This is a genomic window from Massilia sp. BHUDP2 (assembly GCF_046236355.1).
In the GTDB taxonomy this organism is placed as follows: Bacteria; Pseudomonadota; Gammaproteobacteria; order Burkholderiales; family Burkholderiaceae_D; genus Telluria; species Telluria varians.
Map to the genome: position 1 here is coordinate 1,119,409 of NZ_JBJUVW010000001.1, position 17,600 is coordinate 1,137,008.

Sequence of the window (17,600 nt, forward strand, 5' to 3'; positions counted from 1 at the left end):
TCCCTGCAGATAAAAGGTGATCCTGTACTGCCAATCGACAAGGGGGGGGCGAAGCCATGGTTTTCAGTAAGCTGCTGCAGGCCGCGTTCGCTGCGGCAATCATGCTTGGACCGGTCCTGACGGGTAGCGCCACCGCCCAGGCCCAGCAATCTCAGAACCGCGCCTACGGGCCGGTCATCAACGGATTCAACGTGGAAGAAGTGCGCCGCCTGACGCCGGGCGTCGAGCTGCATTTCGACCTGTACGGCAGCCCCGGCGGCATCGCGACCCTGCGCATCGACGGCGCCACCCGCAACCTGAACCTGACCGAAGTCGAGCCTGGCCAGTACACCGGCACCTATACCATCGGCACCCACGACCGCATCCGTCCGGAAAGCGGCGTCACCGCCAACCTGCGCCTGGGCAACCAGGTCGCTACCAGCCTGCTGAGCGAATCGCTGCTGCAGCCGAACGCGCCGCGCCAGCAGCGCGGGCAGCTGGCGACCAACCTGGCAATCGAGCGCTTCAACGTGCAGGGCAGTCCGGATCTGAGCCCGGGCAATGAATTGCGCTTCACGGTGTTCGGCACGCCCGGCGGCCGTGCCGAAGTGGCGATTGCCGGCGCCCGCGGCGTGTTCTTCCTGCCGGAAGTCCGGCCGGGCGAGTACGACGGCGTGTATACCATCCGCAACGCCGACCGCATTGCCCCGGACAGCCGCGTGACCGCCACCATCCGCGCCAATGGCCGCACCACCACCTCGGTGCTGGGCCGTCCGCTGCTGGCCGGCGGCCGCGTCGACGCGCCACGCCAGGCGCGATACTGCACCAACTGCGCCACCGTGGAGGCGGTGAACGTGATCGAAGTCTCGGGTAATGGCAACTACCTGGGGACCGCGGGCGGCGCCGTCATCGGCGGCCTGCTCGGCAGCCAGGTCGGCAGTGGAAGCGGTCGGACCGCGGCCACGGTGGCTGGCGCAGTGGCCGGCGGCCTGGCAGGACGCAATGTCCAGCGCAACATGAACCGCAGCCAGCGCTACGAAGTCGTGGTGCGCTATGCGACCAGTGGCGCAACCCAGACGCTGCAGTTCGAGAACGATCCGGGCTTCCGCCAGGGGGATCGGGTGCGGGTGAACAATGGGGTGTTGTCGCGGGATCAGTGACCTACAGAAAAACGACACCAAAAAACACAAGGCCGGTGCCCCTGAGGGAACCGGCCTTGTTGTTTTTTAGCTACGAAGCGTTCAGGCAGTGGCCAGGACTTGATCGTCACCCGGCTGCTCGCTCTCGGCCTTCTGCTTGGCGCCACCCTTGGTGCGCGAGCGCGAGGGCGGCAGGCGGCGCAGGGTCTTGAGCGCTTCGGCGTCCTTGATGCCGATGGTGCGCTGGTCGACCGTGATCAGGCCGATCTCGTTGAAGGCCGACAGGGTGCGGCTGACCGTTTCCAGGGTCAGGCCGAGGTAGCTGCCGATCTCGTGGCGGGTCATGCGCAGATTGAACAGCTTGCTCGAGTAGCCCATCGCGGCGAAGCGGTCGGCCAGCGAGACCAGGAAGCGGGCCACGCGCGCTTCGGCCGAGAGGGCGCCGAGCATGCCGATCATGGTCTGCTCGCGCACAAGTTCGCGGCTCATGACGCCGTACATCATGTTCTCTAGCTCGGCGTGGACGCGGCCGAGGGCGGTGAGTTTCTTGAACGGCAGCAGGATCAGGTCGCAGTCGGACAGGGCCACCGCTTCCGAGGCGTAGTGGCGGGTGTGGATGCCGTCCACGCCCAGCATGTCGCCCTTCATCGGGAAGCTCAGCACCTGTTCGTTGCCGAACTCGTCGATGAGTACGGTTTTCAGGAAGCCCGAGTTGACGATGTACAGGGTGTCGAAGGCCTGGCCGATGGTGTGGACGCGCTGGCCGGTCTTGAACTGGACATGCTGGAACAGCAATTCTTCGGAGGTCACCGAGACGCTGGCCGGGATACGGAGCAGGTCGCAGACTTCCTTGAGGTTGGACCAAAGGCGGCCCTGGCGCTGGCGGCCGGCTTCCATGGGGGAGTGCATGGTCGGCTGGGTGACGTTGCGTTGTTCTGACGTTGGCTGGGACTGCATGCTCATCTCCAGGTGAAAGACTCAGGGTTTCGGCGACCACGGGGCGGAGCATCTTGCTCACGCTGGGACTTGGATCGCAAGCAAGTCGAAACGCTGAATTCAGTATGCCAACACGAGTCCGGCACGGATATCAGCGATGGCTGAATATGTAGGTAGGAAGGCTGACAGGCTTGTAGGAATAATCTGACCCCTGATGTTGAACTACAGAGGAAGAGGTCAGCGAGGCGCTGTAGGAGGAGGGGGAGTGCGAGGGGGAGGCGGGCGCCCCCCTGGTGCGGGCCACCTGCGGCACAAAACCGCCGGCGGCGTGTCTAAGACTTCTTAATCCTAGGCTTTCATCGGCGACAACAGCCGGTGCGCCACGGCGTACTGGACCATTTCCGACAGCGAGCTCATGCCCATCTTCTGCATGATCCGGGTCTTGTGGGTACTGACCGTCTTGACCGACAGGTGTAGGCTGTTGGCGATCTCGGTGATCGACTTGCCGCCGACGAGTAGCGAAAACACCTCGAATTCACGGTCGGACAGCTGTTTATGCAACAGCTGTTCGTTCGGCGCCATGATATTGAGCGCCAGCTGCTCGGCCACTTCGGTACTGATATAAGGACGTCCCGACGCCACCTTGCGAATCGCGCCCACCAGCTGGGTGCCCGCGCTTTCCTTGGTGAGGTAGCCCTGGGCGCCGGCGCGGATCGCCCGCACCGCATACTGTTCTTCCTCGTGCATGGTCAGGATCAGGATCGCCAGCTTGGGCGCCTCGCTGCGTACCTGGCGGATCAGGTCGACGCCGCTGCGGCCCGGCATCGACAGGTCGAGCAGCAGCAGGTCGAAGCCGCCCTGGCGTACCTGGGCCAGCACCTCAAAGCCGTTGGTCGCCTCTCCGGCGATCTCGATATCCGGCGCACCATCGAGGATGCGCTTGAGTCCTTCGCGCATGATCGTGTGGTCGTCGGCAATGACGATGCGAATCATAAAACCATCCTTCTCGGTGAAAGCAACGATGACCAATGCAGGCTAACACAGGACGGCAGCGGCATTTGTCGTACTTTCTTCAGGCCGACCGCGTTGTCAAGCAGGTGCGGGCTCACTGATCAGGCGGTGCACCAGCACCGGCTTGGTCGTGTGCGACAACACCTTGTTGGTGACGCTGCCGAGCAACAGCTGGCCCCAGCCGCTGCGGCCGTGCGACCCCATGAAGATCAGGTCGCAGCCTTCCTGCTCGGCGACGTCGACGATCTTGAGGGCCGCGGTGTCGGAAAACGCGGTCATGCAACTGTGCTTCAGGCCGGCGCCGGCGCAGGAGCGCATGATTCTCCCCATGTACTCCTCGCCCATGCGGCGCATCTGCGCGATATATTCTTCTTCGCTGGGATAGGAGGGCGGAATGATTTCCACGTACACGGGATACTGATAATCGGGCGCGACGAACAGGGCCAGCACCTCGGCGCCCATCTGTTGCGCAAATTTGACGCCGGCGCAGGCCGTATGCTGCGACACGGCCGAGCCGTCGGTGGTGATCAGGATTTTGCGGTACATGATGACTCCTCCAATGGCCACGCCATTCTGGGGCGTACCGGGCGCGGCGGCGATTGCAAGAACGCAAACTGTTGAGCTTGATCAAACTTCGGGTTCTTATTGTTCGGCAACTGCATGGCCGTGATAAGAAGAACCATCGAGTTACGAAAAACAACACCTCCTTGTGTAAACATTCAGGGACTGTGCCATTTAATTGTCGCGGAATTAAGTTTCGCTGTCCATTTTGTTGCGTCTCCGTCGCCGAGATTTACCTGTGGCAACTACGCTGCTACACTCGCATGCAGACTTTGGACCATCCCGGATGGTCGCAGCAAACACTACTGAATACCGCTGATTGCGAACTTATACACCATGGAGAAGCAGGGATTATGACCGACGCCGCTGACGATTTCGACGCACTATTCGAGGAAGTGGCGGCGCAGCGCGCCAACGCTCCTACCCCGGCGCCGGCGGCCGAGCCCGCACCGGCCCCAGCTGCGGCAGCTGTCGCAGACGAAGACGACCTCGACTCCCTGTTCGACCAGGTATCGGCGGCGAGCGCGCCGGCGATCGCCGTTGCCGCTCCGGTGGCCGCCGCCGCGGCAGCTGCGCCAGTTGCGGCGTCCGTGCCCGCCGTGGCCAGCGACGGCGAACACGCCATGTTCGAACGCCTCGGCGGCATCGTGCGCCTGCTGCACGATTCGCTGCGCGAGCTCGGCTACGACAAGGCGCTGACCGAGGCGTCCTCGGCCATCGTCGACGCCCAGGACCGCCTGGAATACGTCGCCACCCTGACCGAACAGGCCGCCAACAAGGTGCTGAATACCCTGGACGACGGCATGCCGGCGCAGGACCTGCTGTCGAAGCAGGCCAAGGACATGGAAACCCGCTGGGCCGACCTGTTCTCGGGCAAGCTGAGCCTGGACGAATTCAAGGCCCTGGCCGGGGATTCGCGCCAGTTCGCCACCGCCGTCAACGAAGCCACCGAAGCCGAGAAGGCGCGCCTGCTCGAGATCATGATGGCCCAGGACTTCCAGGACATCACCGGCCAGCTGATCAAGAAAGTGGTCAAGATTACCCAGACGGTGGAAGCCGAGCTGGCGCAGCTGCTGCGCGACAGCGCGCCGGCCGACCTGAAGGAAAAGCTGGCGAAGAAAGAAGTGCCGGCCGCGCCCGCGCCGCTGATGCAGGGCCCGTCGGTGCCGGATACGGCGCTGAACCAGGACAGCGTTGACGATCTTCTGGCCGATCTGGGGTTCTAATGGACGATATGCTCAAGGACTTCGTCGTCGAGGCGATGGACCTTGCGGTGAATGTTGAAGAACATTTGCTGCGCCTCGAACGCGATCCGGACAACAAGGAAACACTCAATGCGGTGTTCCGTTCCTTCCACACGATCAAGGGCGGCGCCGGCTTCATGGGCCTGCCCGCGCTGGTCGCCGCCTGCCACCTGACCGAGAACCTGTTCGACGCCCTGCGTACCGGCGCCGCGCCGGTGACGCCACTGGCGATCGAAGCCGCGCTCGAGGCCTCGGGCTTCGTGGCGGACCAGCTCAACGACCTGAACAACGGCACCCCGCCGGAAGGCCTGGCGCAAATGCCGGAAGCCCTCGAACGCATCCTGAAGGACGCGATCGAAGGCAAGGGCGCGACGAGCGCACCGGCGGCCGCGCCGGCGCCTGTGGCGGCACCGGCCCCCACCGTGGCCGCCCCGGTTGCGGCAGCACCGGCCGCTGCTGACGAAGACGGTCTGGACTGGGTCGGCATGTACAACGCCGTGGTGCCTGCGGGCTCCGCGATTGCGGCGGGATCGACGCCTGCCGCAGTCCCTGCCGCTGCCGCGCCGGTTGCCGCTGCTGCCCCTGAGGCCGCGCCGGCCGCCAAGCAGGGCGGCTGGGACGGCGTCGAGCGCCGCTCGAACGACAAGGTCGCCGATGCTCGCGCCGCCGCGGCCCCGGCCAAGGACGAAAGCATCCGTATCGATGCGGTCAAGCTCGACGCGCTGCTGGAAGTGGCGGGCGAATCGGTGCAGGCCGCCAACCAGGCCGCCGTGCTGCTCGAGCGCCTGCAGCAGTTCAAGTTCGAAGGTCCGGCCGCCGCCCTGATGGCGACGCTCACCGAGACCCTGGAGCGCGCCTCGCGCTACTCGGCTGAACTGCAGCGCGCCACGCTGGCCACCCGCATGCAGCCGGTGGGCCGCCTGTTCCAGAAGTTCCCGCGCCTGGTGCGCGAACTGGCCAAGGACCTCGGCAAGGATGTCGAACTGACCATCGAAGGCGCCGAGACCGAAGTCGACCGCGTCGTGGTCGACAGCCTGTACGACCCGCTGGTGCACATGCTCCGTAACGCGCTCGACCACGGCGTCGAATCGCCGGAAGAGCGCGTCGCCGCCGGCAAGCCGGCCAAGGCCTTCATCCTGCTGAAGGCCTGGCAGGAAGCCAACAGCGTCATGATCGTGCTGCAGGACGACGGCAAGGGCATGGACCCGGTCAAGCTGCGCCGCAAGGCGATCGACAAGGGCCTGATCGGCGAGAACGGCGCCCCCAACGACGACGACGCCTACCAGCTGGTGTTCCTGCCGGGCTTCTCGACCAAGGAAGTGGCTTCTTCGGTGTCGGGCCGCGGCGTGGGCATGGACGTGGTCAAGACGGCAGTCGAGAAGAACCGCGGCGCGATCCGCATCGAATCGCAGCTGGGCGCGGGCACGCGCTTCGCGATCCGCCTGCCGATCGAACTGTCGATCGTCCCGACCATGCTGGTGTCGACCTCGAGCGCCTCGCTGGCGCTGCCGATGGCCGTTGTCGAGCGCGTGGTCGAGCTGCCGGAAGAGTTCCAGTGCGTGGGCGGCGCCCCGGTGCTGAAGGACCAGGGACGCCCGCTGCCGGTGCGTTCGCTGGCCCTGGCGCTGGGCTACGAAGCCTGCTCGGAACGCGTCGGCATCGTGATCAACGCCCCACAGCCCTACATCCTGGCGGTGGAAGCGGTGGACGGCACGGCCGACCTGGTGATCAAGCCGATGACCGCGCTGTCGGTCGAGGGCATCACCGGTACCGCGCGTTCGGCCGAGGGCGAACTGGTGCTGGTGGTCGGCCTGTCCTTCCTGATGGACGGCTGCCGTTCGAATGTGCGCCTGGCTGCGTAGGGTGGGCGGCTTCGCCGCCCACGCGGTGATCGTTAGCAGCTCCGATCGCGCACCTGGGTGATCTCGCTGCAAACTATCACCGCGTGGGCAGGGGACCTGCCCACCCTACACAAAATCGCATACAAAAGCCTGAGCTTCCCCGCTCAGGCTTTTTTTATTTGAATGGCGAGTTGTTTATGCAAATAATATTTGCATACTTTCGGCTTGATTGGCAGAAAAATGCGTTGCCCTGGCTTGGTGCGGCAGTGCACAATTATGGCATAATCAAAAACCGTCCCCGCATAAGGGGTACCGCGTTCACCGGATAGACCATGCAAAAAACGCTCTACGACAAACTCTGGGATTCCCATGTCGTGCGTGCCGACGCCGATGGCACCACAGTCCTCTACATCGACCGCCACCTGGTGCACGAAGTCACCAGTCCGCAAGCCTTCGAAGGCCTGCGCGAAGCAGGGCGCGGACTATGGCGTACCTCGGCCAATCTGGCCGTGGCCGACCACAACGTGCCGACCACCGACAGGTCCCACGGCATCCTTGATGCGACCTCGCGCCTGCAGGTCGAAACCCTGGACGGCAACGCCAGGAGCTTCGGCCTGACCTACTTCGACATGAACGACAAGCGCCAGGGCATCGTGCACGTGATCGGCCCGGAGCAGGGCGCCACGCTGCCCGGCATGACTGTGGTCTGCGGCGACTCGCACACCAGCACCCACGGCGCCTTCGGCTGCCTGGCGCACGGCATCGGCACCTCGGAAGTCGAGCACGTGCTGGCCACCCAGACCCTGCTGGCCAAGAAATCGAAATCGATGCTGGTGCGGGTCGAGGGCGAACTGCCGCCGGGCGTGACCGCCAAGGACATCGTGCTGGCCGTGATCGGCAAGATCGGCACCGCCGGCGGCACCGGCTACGCCATCGAATTCGGCGGCTCGACCATCCGCGCCCTGTCGATGGAAGGCCGCATGACGGTCTGTAACATGGCGATCGAAGCGGGCGCGCGCGCCGGCATGGTCGCGGTGGACGACACCACCATCGACTACGTCAAGGGCCGCCCGTTCTCGCCCAAGGGCGAGCAGTGGGAGCAGGCCGTCGCCTACTGGCGCACCCTGCACTCGGACGAAGGCGCCGTGTTCGACACGGTCGTGGAACTCGACGCAGCGGAGATCCGCCCGCAGGTCACCTGGGGCACCTCGCCCGAGATGGTGGTTTCGGTGGACGGCCGCGTGCCCGATCCGCGCGAGGAAAGCGACGCCGTGCGCCGCGGCGCCATCGAAAAGGCCCTGGCCTACATGGACCTCCTGCCCAACACCCCGATCGACCAGATCAAGATCGACAAGGTCTTCATCGGTTCCTGCACCAACTCGCGCATCGAAGACCTGCGCGCCGCCGCCGATGTGGTGCGCGGCCGCCGGCGCGCCGCCAACGTCAAGCTGGCGATGGTGGTGCCGGGCTCGGGCCTGGTGAAGGAGCAGGCCGAGCGCGAAGGCCTCGACCGCATCTTCAAGGAAGCCGGCTTCGAATGGCGCGAGCCGGGCTGCTCGATGTGCCTGGCCATGAACGCCGACCGCCTGGAGCCGGGCGAGCGCTGCGCCTCGACCTCGAACCGCAACTTCGAAGGACGCCAGGGGCAGGGCGGCCGCACCCACCTGGTCTCGCCGGCCATGGCCGCCGCCGCGGGAATCGCCGGCCACTTTGTCGACGTACGCGCCTTCTAGCGCGTTAACACCGTTTTAACCGTAACAGGAACATCATGAAGAAAGTAATCGCACTCACCCTGACCGCCATCGTCCTCACCGGCTGCAACACCATCTCGGGCATCGGCAAGGACGTGCAAAAGGTCGGCCAGGTCGTCACCAGCGCCGGCGGCAAATAACAATCTAGAAAAGGGAGCCGGAGCGGCCATGGATAAATTCACCGTACACGAAGGCGTGGTGGCGCCGCTGGATCGCGCCAACGTCGACACCGACGCCATCATTCCGAAGCAGTTCCTGAAATCGATCCGCCGCACCGGCTTCGGCCCGAACCTGTTCGACGAGTGGCGCTACCTGGACCACGGCGAGCCGGGCCAGGATTGCAGCACCCGCCCGGTGAATCCGGACTTCGTTCTGAACCAGCCGCGCTATGCGGGCGCCTCGATCCTGCTGGCGCGCAAGAACTTCGGTTGCGGCTCCTCGCGCGAGCACGCGCCCTGGGCCCTGCAGCAGTATGGCTTCCGCGCCATCGTGGCGCCGAGCTTCGCCGACATCTTCTTCAACAACTGCTACAAGAGCGGCCTGCTGCCGATCGTCCTGTCGGAAGAGGAGGTCGACGGCCTGTTCAAGGCAGTGGAGGCGAATCCGGGCTTCACGCTGGTGGTGGACCTCGAGAAGCAACGCATCGGCACGCAGGACGGCAGCATCTCGTACGGCTTCGCCATCGACGACTTCCGCAAGTACTGCCTGCTGAACGGCCTGGACGACATCGGCCTGACCCTGCGCCATGCCGACGACATCCGCGCCTTCGAGCAAGGCCACCTGGCAGCCCAGCCGTGGCTGGCCAACACGATTTGATAAAGAGAGACCGCATGAAAATCGCAATCCTGCCGGGTGACGGCATCGGCCCGGAGATCATGGACCAGGCGGTCAAGGTCCTGAACGCCCTCGGCGAGCCCTTCGAGATGGAAACCGCCCAGGTCGGCGGCGCCGGCTATGCGGCCCACGGCCACCCGCTGCCGGAAGGCACGCTGAAGCTGGCCAAGGAAGCCGACGCGGTGCTGTTCGGCGCCGTCGGCGACTACAAGTACGACACGCTCGAGCGCGCGCTGCGCCCCGAGCAGGCCATCCTCGGCCTGCGCCGCGAACTCGGCCTGTTCGCCAACCTGCGTCCGGCCATCCTGTACCCGGAACTCGCGGGCGCCTCGACGCTCAAACCCGAGGTCGTCTCGGGCCTGGACATCCTGATCATCCGCGAGCTCACCGGCGACATCTATTTCGGCAAGCCGCGCGGCGTGCGCGAATGCCCGGACGGACCGTTCGCCGGCCAGCGCGAGGGCTTCGACACCATGCGCTATGCCGAAGGCGAGATCCGCCGCATCGCCCACGTGGCCTTCCAGGCCGCGCGCAAGCGCGACCGCCGCGTGACCAGCGTCGACAAGGCCAACGTGCTGGAAACCTTCCAGTTCTGGCGCGACATCGTCACCGAGGTGCACAAGGAATACCAGGACGTCGAGCTCGAGCACATGTACGTCGACAACGCGGCCATGCAGCTGGTGCGCGCGCCGAAGAAGTTCGACGTCATCGTGACCGGCAACATGTTCGGCGATATCCTGTCGGATGCCGCCGCCATGCTGACCGGTTCGATCGGCATGCTGCCCTCGGCCTCGCTCGACGCCAATAACAAAGGCCTGTACGAGCCCTCGCACGGCTCGGCGCCGGACATCGCCGGCCAGGGCGTGGCCAATCCGCTCGCGACCATCCTGTCCGCCGCGATGATGCTGCGCTTCAGCTTCGGCCGCACGGAACAAGCCGACCGCATCGAGAACGCGGTCAAGTTCGTGCTGGCCCAGGGCCTGCGCACCCCCGACATTTACGAAGCAGGTACCAGGAAGGTTGGTACCGAAGACATGGGCAACGCGGTCGTCGCGGCCCTCCAATAATTCACATTCCAAGGAAAGCAAAATGAAACTAGTAGGCCTGGTTGGCTGGCGCGGCATGGTGGGCTCGGTCCTGATGCAGCGCATGCAGGAAGAGGGCGATTTCGACCACATCGAGCCGGTGTTCTTCACCACCTCGAACCCGGGCGGCGCAGCGCCGAAGATGGCGAAGAACGAAACCACCCTGAAGAGCGCGACCGACATCGCCGAACTCTCGAAGTGCGAGATCATCATCTCCTGCCAGGGCGGCGACTACACCACCGACGTGTTCCCGAAGCTGCGCGCCAGCGGCTGGAACGGCTACTGGATCGACGCGGCCTCGACCCTGCGCATGAACGACGACGCCGTCATCGTGCTCGACCCGGTCAACAAGGAAGTCATCAAGAACGCCATGTCGCGCGGCGTGAAGAACTTCATCGGCGGTAACTGCACCGTGTCGTGCATGCTGATCGGCCTGGGCGGCCTGTTCGAGCAGGGCCTGGTCGAGTGGATGAGCTCCATGACCTACCAGGCGGCATCGGGCGGCGGCGCCCAGCACATGCGCGAGCTGCTGACCCAGTTCGGCACCATCAACGGCGCTGTCAAGCCGCTGCTGGACGACCCGGCCTCGGCCATCCTCGAGATCGATCGTACCGTGCTGGCGACCCAGCATGGCCTGTCGGCTGAGGAAACCAAACAGTTCGGCGTGCCGCTGGCCGGCAACCTGATTCCGTGGATCGACAAGGACCTGGGCAACGGCCAGTCGAAGGAAGAGTGGAAGGCCGGCGCCGAGACCAACAAGATCCTCGGCCGCGGCGAAGGTTTTGGTTCCAGGGCGATTCCGGTGGACGGCCTGTGCGTGCGCATCGGCGCGATGCGCTGCCACTCGCAGGCGCTGACCATCAAGCTCACCAAGGATGTGCCGCTGGACGAGATCAACGACATCATCGCCTCGCACAACCAATGGGTGAAGGTGGTGCCGAATACCCGCGAAGCCTCGATGCGCGACCTGTCGCCGGCCGCCGTCACCGGTGGACTGGGCATCCCGGTCGGCCGCCTGCGCAAGATGTCGATGGGTAATGATTACCTGTCGGCCTTCACCGTCGGCGACCAGCTGCTGTGGGGCGCCGCCGAGCCGCTGCGCCGCATGCTGCGCATCGTGCTGGACAAGTAACAAGCAAGAAGCCCTGCAGGGCCGATCCTCGATTGGCCCTGCGTATCGTGTTGGCAGCCTTGCCACACCTGCTGTAATAGTGCTAAGCGATTGTAATCAAACGCTATCAAACACGCCCCGCATCGGTCATTCTGGCCACATATCTCCAGCTCCCTCGACGAGCTTGTGCGCTGGGAGCTTGCATGCTCCAGAGCATGATGATATGTTGAGACTCCTGGGAAATCGTCTTTCCTCTGGCCAACTTTCTCTCACTGCCGATTATGCATTTTCCTCACCGTCCTCCGCTCATGGCATTTGCGCTGAAATCAGTCACCGCGGCCGTGGCAAGTGCCGTGCTCCTGTCGTCCGCCGCCTCGGCTGCGGGCCTCGGGAAGCTGACGGTGCTGTCGGCACTCGGCCAGCCGCTGCGTGCCGAAATCGAACTGACGACGACCGCCGGCGAGGATGCATCGAGCCTGGCAGTGAAGCTGGCCTCGCCGGAAGCCTTCCGCGCGGCCAACATCGAATTCAACCCGGCCCTGCTGTCGCTGCGCTTCAATGTGGAGCAGCGCGCCGGCCGCCAGTTCATCCGCGTTTCCTCGAGCCAGCCGCTGAACGAGCCCTTCGTCGACATGCTGATCGAGCTGTCGTGGAACAGCGGCCGCCTGGTGCGCGAGTACACCTTCCTGCTCGATCCGGCCGAACTGCGTAACACCCAGCCGGCCCAGGCGGCGGCCGAGACCCGCCCGGCAGCGGCCCAGCCGTCCGCGCCGCTCCCTCAGCCGCGGCCAGCGGTGCCGCAGCCGGCGGCGCCGGTCGCGCAGCAGCCGCAGCAGGCTCCGGCGCCGCGCGCCGAAGCGCCTGCAGCCGCCACGGCCGAGACCCCGTCGAGCTACCGCGTGCGCCAGGGCGACTCCCTGGGCAAGATCGCCGCCAAGCTCAAGCCTGCCGACATCTCGCTCGACATGATGCTGGTGGCGCTGTACCGCGCCAATCCGGACGCCTTCATCGGCAACAACATGAACCGCCTGAAGTCGGGCCAGATCCTGTCGGTGCCGGATTCCGGTGCAATTCGAGGAAGCGGCACCGGCGACGCCGAGGCGCGCGGCATCGTGGTCGCGCACGCGGCCGACTTCAACGCCTACCGCAACAAACTGGCAGGGCAGGTGGCCAACGCCGCCCCGCAGCGTACGCCGCAGGCCGGCCAGAGCGCGGCCGGCAAGATCACCGCCAAGGTCGAGGAACGCCCGACCGCCGCCAACGAATCGCAGGACCAGCTGCGCCTGTCGAAAGCCACCCAGGCGGCCACCGGCGCCCAAGGAGCCGCCACCGCGAGCGCCGAAGACAGCATCGCGCGCGAGCGCGAACTGGAGCAGGCCCAGGCCCGCGTCAAGGAACTCGAGAAGAACGTCAACGAGCTGGAACAGCTGATGACGGTGAAGAGCCGCTCCGGCAGCGAGGTGCAGAACGCCGCCGCGGCGGGCGCCGTCGCCGGCGCCGCCACCGGCACGCCCGCCGCACCGGCAGTCAAGCCGGCCCCGACCGCCAAGCCGGCAGCGCCGGCCGAGCCCAAGCCTGCGGAGAAGGGCTTCGCCGATATCCTGATGGACAACATCAATATCGTCGCCGCCGGCGCCGCCATCCTGCTGCTGGGCGCGCTGGGCATCTCGCAGCGCCGCCGGAAAAAGCAGGACGGCGCCAAGGGCATCGTCGCCGAGCCCTCGGTGCTGGGCGTGCCGACCCAGGGGGCGCACTCGCTGTTCGCGGAAGCGGGCGGCCAGAGCGTCGACACCAGCAACAGCGTGTTCAATTCCAGCTTCGCCCCGTCGGCCTCCCAGCTCGACACCAATGAAGTCGACCCGGTCGCCGAAGCCGACGTCTACATCGCCTACGGCCGCGACGCCCAGGCCGAGGAGATCCTGAAGGAAGCGCTGCGCACCCATCCGGAGCGCCATGCCGTGCGCCTGAAGCTGCTCGAGATCTATGCCGCCCGCAAGGACCTGCGCGCCTTCGAGACCCAGGCCAGCGAGCTGTACAGCCTGACGCGCGGCATGGGTGACGAGTGGGCCCAGGCGGCCGCGCTCGGCCTGAGCATCGACCCGTCCAATCCGCTGTATGCCGCTGCTGCCGGTGCGGCGCCGGTCGCACCGAACCCGAGCCCGCAGGAGCGCGACCAGCAGTCGCTGCTGTCGCAGCAGCTCGAAGCCTCGTTCCGCGGCGGCGCCCCGATGGCGGCCCTGGGCGCGGGCGCCATGGCCGGTGGGGCCTACGCCGCGATGGACCACGACGAGCAGCAGGACCCGACTGCCGTGCCGGAAGCCGATGTGCTCGCCGCTCCGGTGGCCGAGCAGCGCCTCGAGGACAACTCGCTCGACTTCGACCTCGGCGGCCTGAGCTTCGAACCGGTCGCCAGCACCGAACCGATCGCCATGGCCGGCCCCGGCCGCGACGCCGCGCTTGACGACACCGCCGTGCCGGACCTCGACTTCGCGCTCGATCCGATCACGCCGCCCGACCTGGGCGCCGCGCCTGCCCCCGCCGGCGAAGAGCCTTTCGATCTCGCCTTCGACATGAGCTTCGGCGAGCCGGAAACCGCCGCGCAGCCGGATGTGGCAGCCGCCGTCCCGGGCGCCACCGACCGCGACATGGCCGGCCTGGCCGCCGAATTCGAGCTGCCGCCGCTGCCCGCGGTCGACGAAGACGAGGTGCCTGCGCTGGCCACGGCCGCCGCCGAAGAGGACCCGCTGTTCGACCTGGACACCATGGACTTCGGCCTGCCGCCTGCCGCAGTGGCGCCCGCCGCCGTGGCCGAGGCGACCCCGTTCCACGAAGAGGTGCCCGCCATCCTCGGCGCAACGGCGACCTCGAACGGTGCGGACGATCCGCTGTTCGACCTCGATACCATGGACTTCGGCAGCCCGGCCGTGCCAAGCCCCGCGCCGAGCCTGTCCCAGCCTGCGGTCGAGCCCTTCGAATTCGACGCGCCGCCGGCAGCTGCAGCCAGCCCGGCCGCCGACGAAGACCCGTCCGCCCTGGACGAGTTCCCGGCGACCGCGCCCGCTGCCGCACCAAGCGAGCCGTCCTTCGACCTGGCCGACATCGACCTCGAGCTGCCGTCCTTCGACCAGCCCGCAGTGAGCGCGGCAGACTTGCCGGTGCCGGGCGAGGCTCTGGAGCCGGCCGCGCTGTCGCCGGAGCACATGGAAATGGAAACCAAGCTCGATCTCGCGATCGCCTACCAGGAAATCGGCGACAAGGAAGGTGCGCGCGAGCTGCTCGATGAAGTCATCAAGGGTGGCAGCAGCGAACAGGTGAGCAAGGCCAGCGCAATGCGCTCCCTGCTCGCGTGAGGCGCATCGCACTGGGTGTCCAGTATGTAGGCACCGCCTGGAACGGCTACCAGAAGCAGCCGGCGCGCAATACGGTCCAGGACCAGCTCGAGATCGCCCTCGAGAAGTTCGCCTGTACCTTCCTCGGCACCACCTGCGCCGGCCGCACCGACGCCGGCGTGCACGGCATCGAGCAGGTGGTCCACTTCGACACCGAGCTCGACCGCGCCATGCAGAGCTGGGTGCGCGGCGTGAACGCCTTCCTGCCCGACTCGATCGTGGTGCGCTGGGCGCACGAGGTCAAGCCGGATGCCGAGGGTAACGAGTTCCACGCGCGCTTCTCGGCGCGCTCGCGCACCTATCACTACGTGCTGTACAACAACCCGAATCCCTCGGCGCTGCTGGCGAACCGGGCCGGCTGGGTATTCCGTCCGCTCGACGTGGAATTGATGCGTGAAGCCGGCCAGTACCTGATCGGCGAGCACGATTTCTCGGCCTTCCGCGCCTCGGGCTGCCAGGCCAATTCGCCGGTCAAGCAGATGCACGAGGTGAGCATCCAGCGCTACGGCGACGTGCTCGTGTTCACGGTGCGCGCCAGCGCTTTTCTCCATCACATGGTGCGCAACATCGTTGGCTCGCTCATCTATGTGGGCACGGGCCGCAACGAACCCGGCTGGATGAAGGAAGTGCTGGAGAGCCGCTCGCGCGACGTGGCCGCGCCTACGTTCATGCCGGACGGCCTGTACCTGGCGAAAATCGATTACGATCCCAAGTGGGGATTGCCGCAAGAGCCTGCGCATCCACTCCCGTGGCTCTGAGCCACTACCTGGAAATCGACATGCAACGCACCCGTATCAAAATTTGCGGCATCACGCGCGCGGAAGACCTGCGCGCGGCCGTCAGTGCCGGCGCCGACGCGCTGGGTTTCGTTTTTTATCCGAAGAGTCCGCGCTACGTCACGCCGGAACAGGCGGCCGAGCTGTGCCGGGCGCTGCCGCCCTATGTCAGCGCGGTGGCGCTGTTCGTCAACGCGACGGTGGACGAGGTGAGGGCGGTCGCCGAACGGACGCCGCTGTCGCTGATCCAGTTCCACGGCGACGAGACGGTCGAGCAGTGCGCGGCGCTGGCCGCGGACGTAGCGCGGCCCTTCGTGAAAGCCTTCCGCGTCCGGCCGGACACAAGCCCGGATGAACTGCTAGAATACGAAGGTATATACCGCGCCGCCAGCCCCTGGTTCTCCGGCCTGTTGCTGGATACCTGGGTGGACGCCTACGGCGGCGCAGGAAAGGTCTTCGATTGGTCTCTCGTCCCAAAAGAGCTCGCGCCTCGGGTCGTTTTGAGTGGTGGGTTGAACGCACACAACGCGACTGACGCGGTGGTACGTGTTCGTCCCTTCGCGGTCGACGTCAGCAGTGGCGTCGAAGCGCAGAAGGGCATCAAGGATGCCTGCAAGCTTGCCGATTTCATCGGCGCAGTGCGGGCCGCCGACGCCATCCCATCGAGTGAGAACCATCATGAAAGATCGTCCTAGCGGCAACACGCCGCTGTTCCAGACCCCGGATTACCAGCTGCCCGACCAGACCGGGCACTTCGGCCCCTACGGCGGCAGCTTCGTTGCCGAGACCCTGTCGCATGCGCTGGCCGAATTGAACGAGGCCTACGCGCGCTTCTCGAACGACCCCGAATTCCTCGAGGAATTCCGCTACGAACTGGCCCACTTCGTCGGCCGTCCGTCGCCCGTTTACCACGCCAAGCGCTGGTCCGAGCAGGTGGGCGGCGCCCAGATCTTCTTCAAGCGCGAAGACCTGAACCATACCGGTGCGCACAAGATCAACAACGTGATCGGCCAGGCCCTGCTGGCGCGCCGCATGGGCAAGAAGCGCATCATCGCCGAGACCGGCGCGGGCCAGCACGGCGTGGCTACCGCCACCATCTGCGCGCGCTTCGGCATGGAGTGCGTGGTTTACATGGGCAGCGAGGACGTCAAGCGCCAGGCGCAGAACGTCTACCGCATGAAACTGCTGGGCGCGACCGTCGTGCCGGTGGAGTCCGGCTCCAAGACCCTGAAGGACGCGCTCAACGAAGCGATGCGCGACTGGGTCACCAACATCGAGAGCACCTTCTACATCATCGGCACCGTGGCGGGGCCGCACCCGTATCCGATGATGGTGCGCGACTTCCAGTCCGTGATCGGCGAGGAGTGCCGCGTGCAGATGCCAGCCATGACCGGCCGCCAGCCGGACTACGTGCTGGCCTGCGTCGGCGGCGGTTCGAACGCGATGGGCATCTTCTATCCCTACATCGACGAGCCGGGCGTGAAGCTGGTCGGCGTCGAGCCGGCGGGCGAGGGCCTGGAGACGGGCAAGCATGCGGCGTCCCTGAGCGCCGGCATCCCGGGCGTGTTGCACGGCAACCGCACCTACCTGCTGCAGGACGAGAACGGGCAGATCATCGAGACGCATTCGGTGTCGGCCGGCCTGGATTACCCGGGCGTGGGGCCGGAGCACGCCTGGCTGAAGGACATCAAGCGCGCAGAATACGTGAGCATCACGGACGAGGAAGCCTTGCAGGCCTTCCACGACTGCTGCCGCATCGAGGGGATCATCCCGGCGCTCGAGTCCTCGCACGCGATCGCCTACGCGACCAAGCTGGCGGCCACGCTGCCGAAGGACCAGCTCATCCTGGTCAACCTGTCGGGCCGCGGCGACAAGGACATGCACACGGTGGCGCAGAGGATGGGGCTGGATTTCAGCTGACCGTCTTCCCGCACCCTCGTGAA

Annotated in this window: 15 protein-coding genes; 12 read left to right on the plus strand and 3 right to left on the minus strand. The window is 66.0% G+C overall.

Going from position 1 to position 17,600, the window contains the following annotated elements:
• The first annotated feature begins 56 nt into the window (after positions 1 to 56).
• Positions 57 to 1,139 (plus strand): glycine zipper 2TM domain-containing protein, encoded by a 1,083-nt coding sequence (locus ACK6C6_RS04920; RefSeq protein ID WP_409266197.1) that lies wholly within the window; start codon positions 57 to 59, stop codon positions 1,137 to 1,139.
• 81 nt (positions 1,140 to 1,220) lie between these two features.
• On the opposite strand, the gene ACK6C6_RS04925 is transcribed toward ACK6C6_RS04920, so the two are convergent.
• The 3 genes from ACK6C6_RS04925 to ACK6C6_RS04935 form a co-directional block, all read right to left on the minus strand.
• On the minus strand, positions 1,221 to 2,015 hold the full coding sequence (locus ACK6C6_RS04925) for a Crp/Fnr family transcriptional regulator (protein ID WP_027866725.1): 795 nt from the start codon (positions 2,013 to 2,015) through the stop codon (positions 1,221 to 1,223).
• Between the two features lie 387 nt (positions 2,016 to 2,402).
• Positions 2,403 to 3,047, minus strand: coding sequence for a response regulator transcription factor (locus tag ACK6C6_RS04930; RefSeq protein WP_209588986.1), 645 nt, complete (start codon positions 3,045 to 3,047; stop codon positions 2,403 to 2,405).
• Between the two features lie 96 nt (positions 3,048 to 3,143).
• The gene (locus ACK6C6_RS04935; protein WP_209588987.1) at positions 3,144 to 3,611 is read right to left on the minus strand and encodes a universal stress protein; all 468 of its coding nucleotides are present in this window, start codon (positions 3,609 to 3,611) and stop codon (positions 3,144 to 3,146) included.
• Positions 3,612 to 3,979: 368 nt separating this feature from the next.
• Between ACK6C6_RS04935 and ACK6C6_RS04940 the strand changes: the two genes are divergently transcribed.
• From ACK6C6_RS04940 to trpB, 11 genes are all read left to right on the plus strand, one after another.
• A complete protein-coding gene (locus ACK6C6_RS04940) occupies positions 3,980 to 4,852 on the plus strand; it encodes a protein phosphatase CheZ (RefSeq protein WP_409266198.1) in 873 nt (290 codons plus the stop codon).
• Positions 4,852 to 6,732: a chemotaxis protein CheA gene (locus ACK6C6_RS04945; protein WP_409266199.1), complete on the plus strand. Its 1,881-nt coding sequence runs from the start codon at positions 4,852 to 4,854 to the stop codon at positions 6,730 to 6,732. The genes ACK6C6_RS04940 and ACK6C6_RS04945 overlap by 1 nt, the downstream gene beginning before the upstream one ends.
• A 311-nt stretch (positions 6,733 to 7,043) precedes the next feature.
• Positions 7,044 to 8,444 (plus strand): 3-isopropylmalate dehydratase large subunit, encoded by a 1,401-nt coding sequence (gene leuC / locus ACK6C6_RS04950; protein WP_409266200.1) that lies wholly within the window; start codon positions 7,044 to 7,046, stop codon positions 8,442 to 8,444.
• Between the two features lie 35 nt (positions 8,445 to 8,479).
• A complete protein-coding gene (locus ACK6C6_RS04955) occupies positions 8,480 to 8,602 on the plus strand; it encodes an entericidin A/B family lipoprotein (protein ID WP_313033115.1) in 123 nt (40 codons plus the stop codon).
• 28 nt (positions 8,603 to 8,630) lie between these two features.
• A complete protein-coding gene (leuD, locus tag ACK6C6_RS04960) occupies positions 8,631 to 9,278 on the plus strand; it encodes a 3-isopropylmalate dehydratase small subunit (RefSeq protein ID WP_409266202.1) in 648 nt (215 codons plus the stop codon).
• A gap of 14 nt (positions 9,279 to 9,292) precedes the next feature.
• Positions 9,293 to 10,363 carry a 3-isopropylmalate dehydrogenase gene (leuB, locus tag ACK6C6_RS04965; RefSeq protein WP_409266203.1) on the plus strand — a complete coding sequence of 357 codons (1,071 nt, stop codon included), beginning with the start codon at positions 9,293 to 9,295 and terminating at the stop codon, positions 10,361 to 10,363.
• Positions 10,364 to 10,385: 22 nt separating this feature from the next.
• Positions 10,386 to 11,513, plus strand: coding sequence for an aspartate-semialdehyde dehydrogenase (gene asd / locus ACK6C6_RS04970; protein ID WP_409266205.1), 1,128 nt, complete (start codon positions 10,386 to 10,388; stop codon positions 11,511 to 11,513).
• A 332-nt stretch (positions 11,514 to 11,845) separates the two neighbouring features.
• Positions 11,846 to 14,842, plus strand: coding sequence for a FimV/HubP family polar landmark protein (locus ACK6C6_RS04975; RefSeq protein ID WP_409266206.1), 2,997 nt, complete (start codon positions 11,846 to 11,848; stop codon positions 14,840 to 14,842).
• On the plus strand, positions 14,839 to 15,639 hold the full coding sequence (truA, locus tag ACK6C6_RS04980; protein ID WP_409266207.1) for a tRNA pseudouridine(38-40) synthase TruA: 801 nt from the start codon (positions 14,839 to 14,841) through the stop codon (positions 15,637 to 15,639). The genes ACK6C6_RS04975 and truA overlap by 4 nt, the downstream gene beginning before the upstream one ends.
• Before the next feature lie 20 nt (positions 15,640 to 15,659).
• Entirely contained in the window at positions 15,660 to 16,352 is a 693-nt protein-coding gene (locus ACK6C6_RS04985; protein ID WP_409266209.1) for a phosphoribosylanthranilate isomerase, read from the plus strand.
• Positions 16,336 to 17,577, plus strand: coding sequence for a tryptophan synthase subunit beta (gene trpB / locus ACK6C6_RS04990; protein WP_036214321.1), 1,242 nt, complete (start codon positions 16,336 to 16,338; stop codon positions 17,575 to 17,577). The genes ACK6C6_RS04985 and trpB overlap by 17 nt, the downstream gene beginning before the upstream one ends.
• The last annotated feature ends 23 nt before the right edge of the window (positions 17,578 to 17,600 follow it).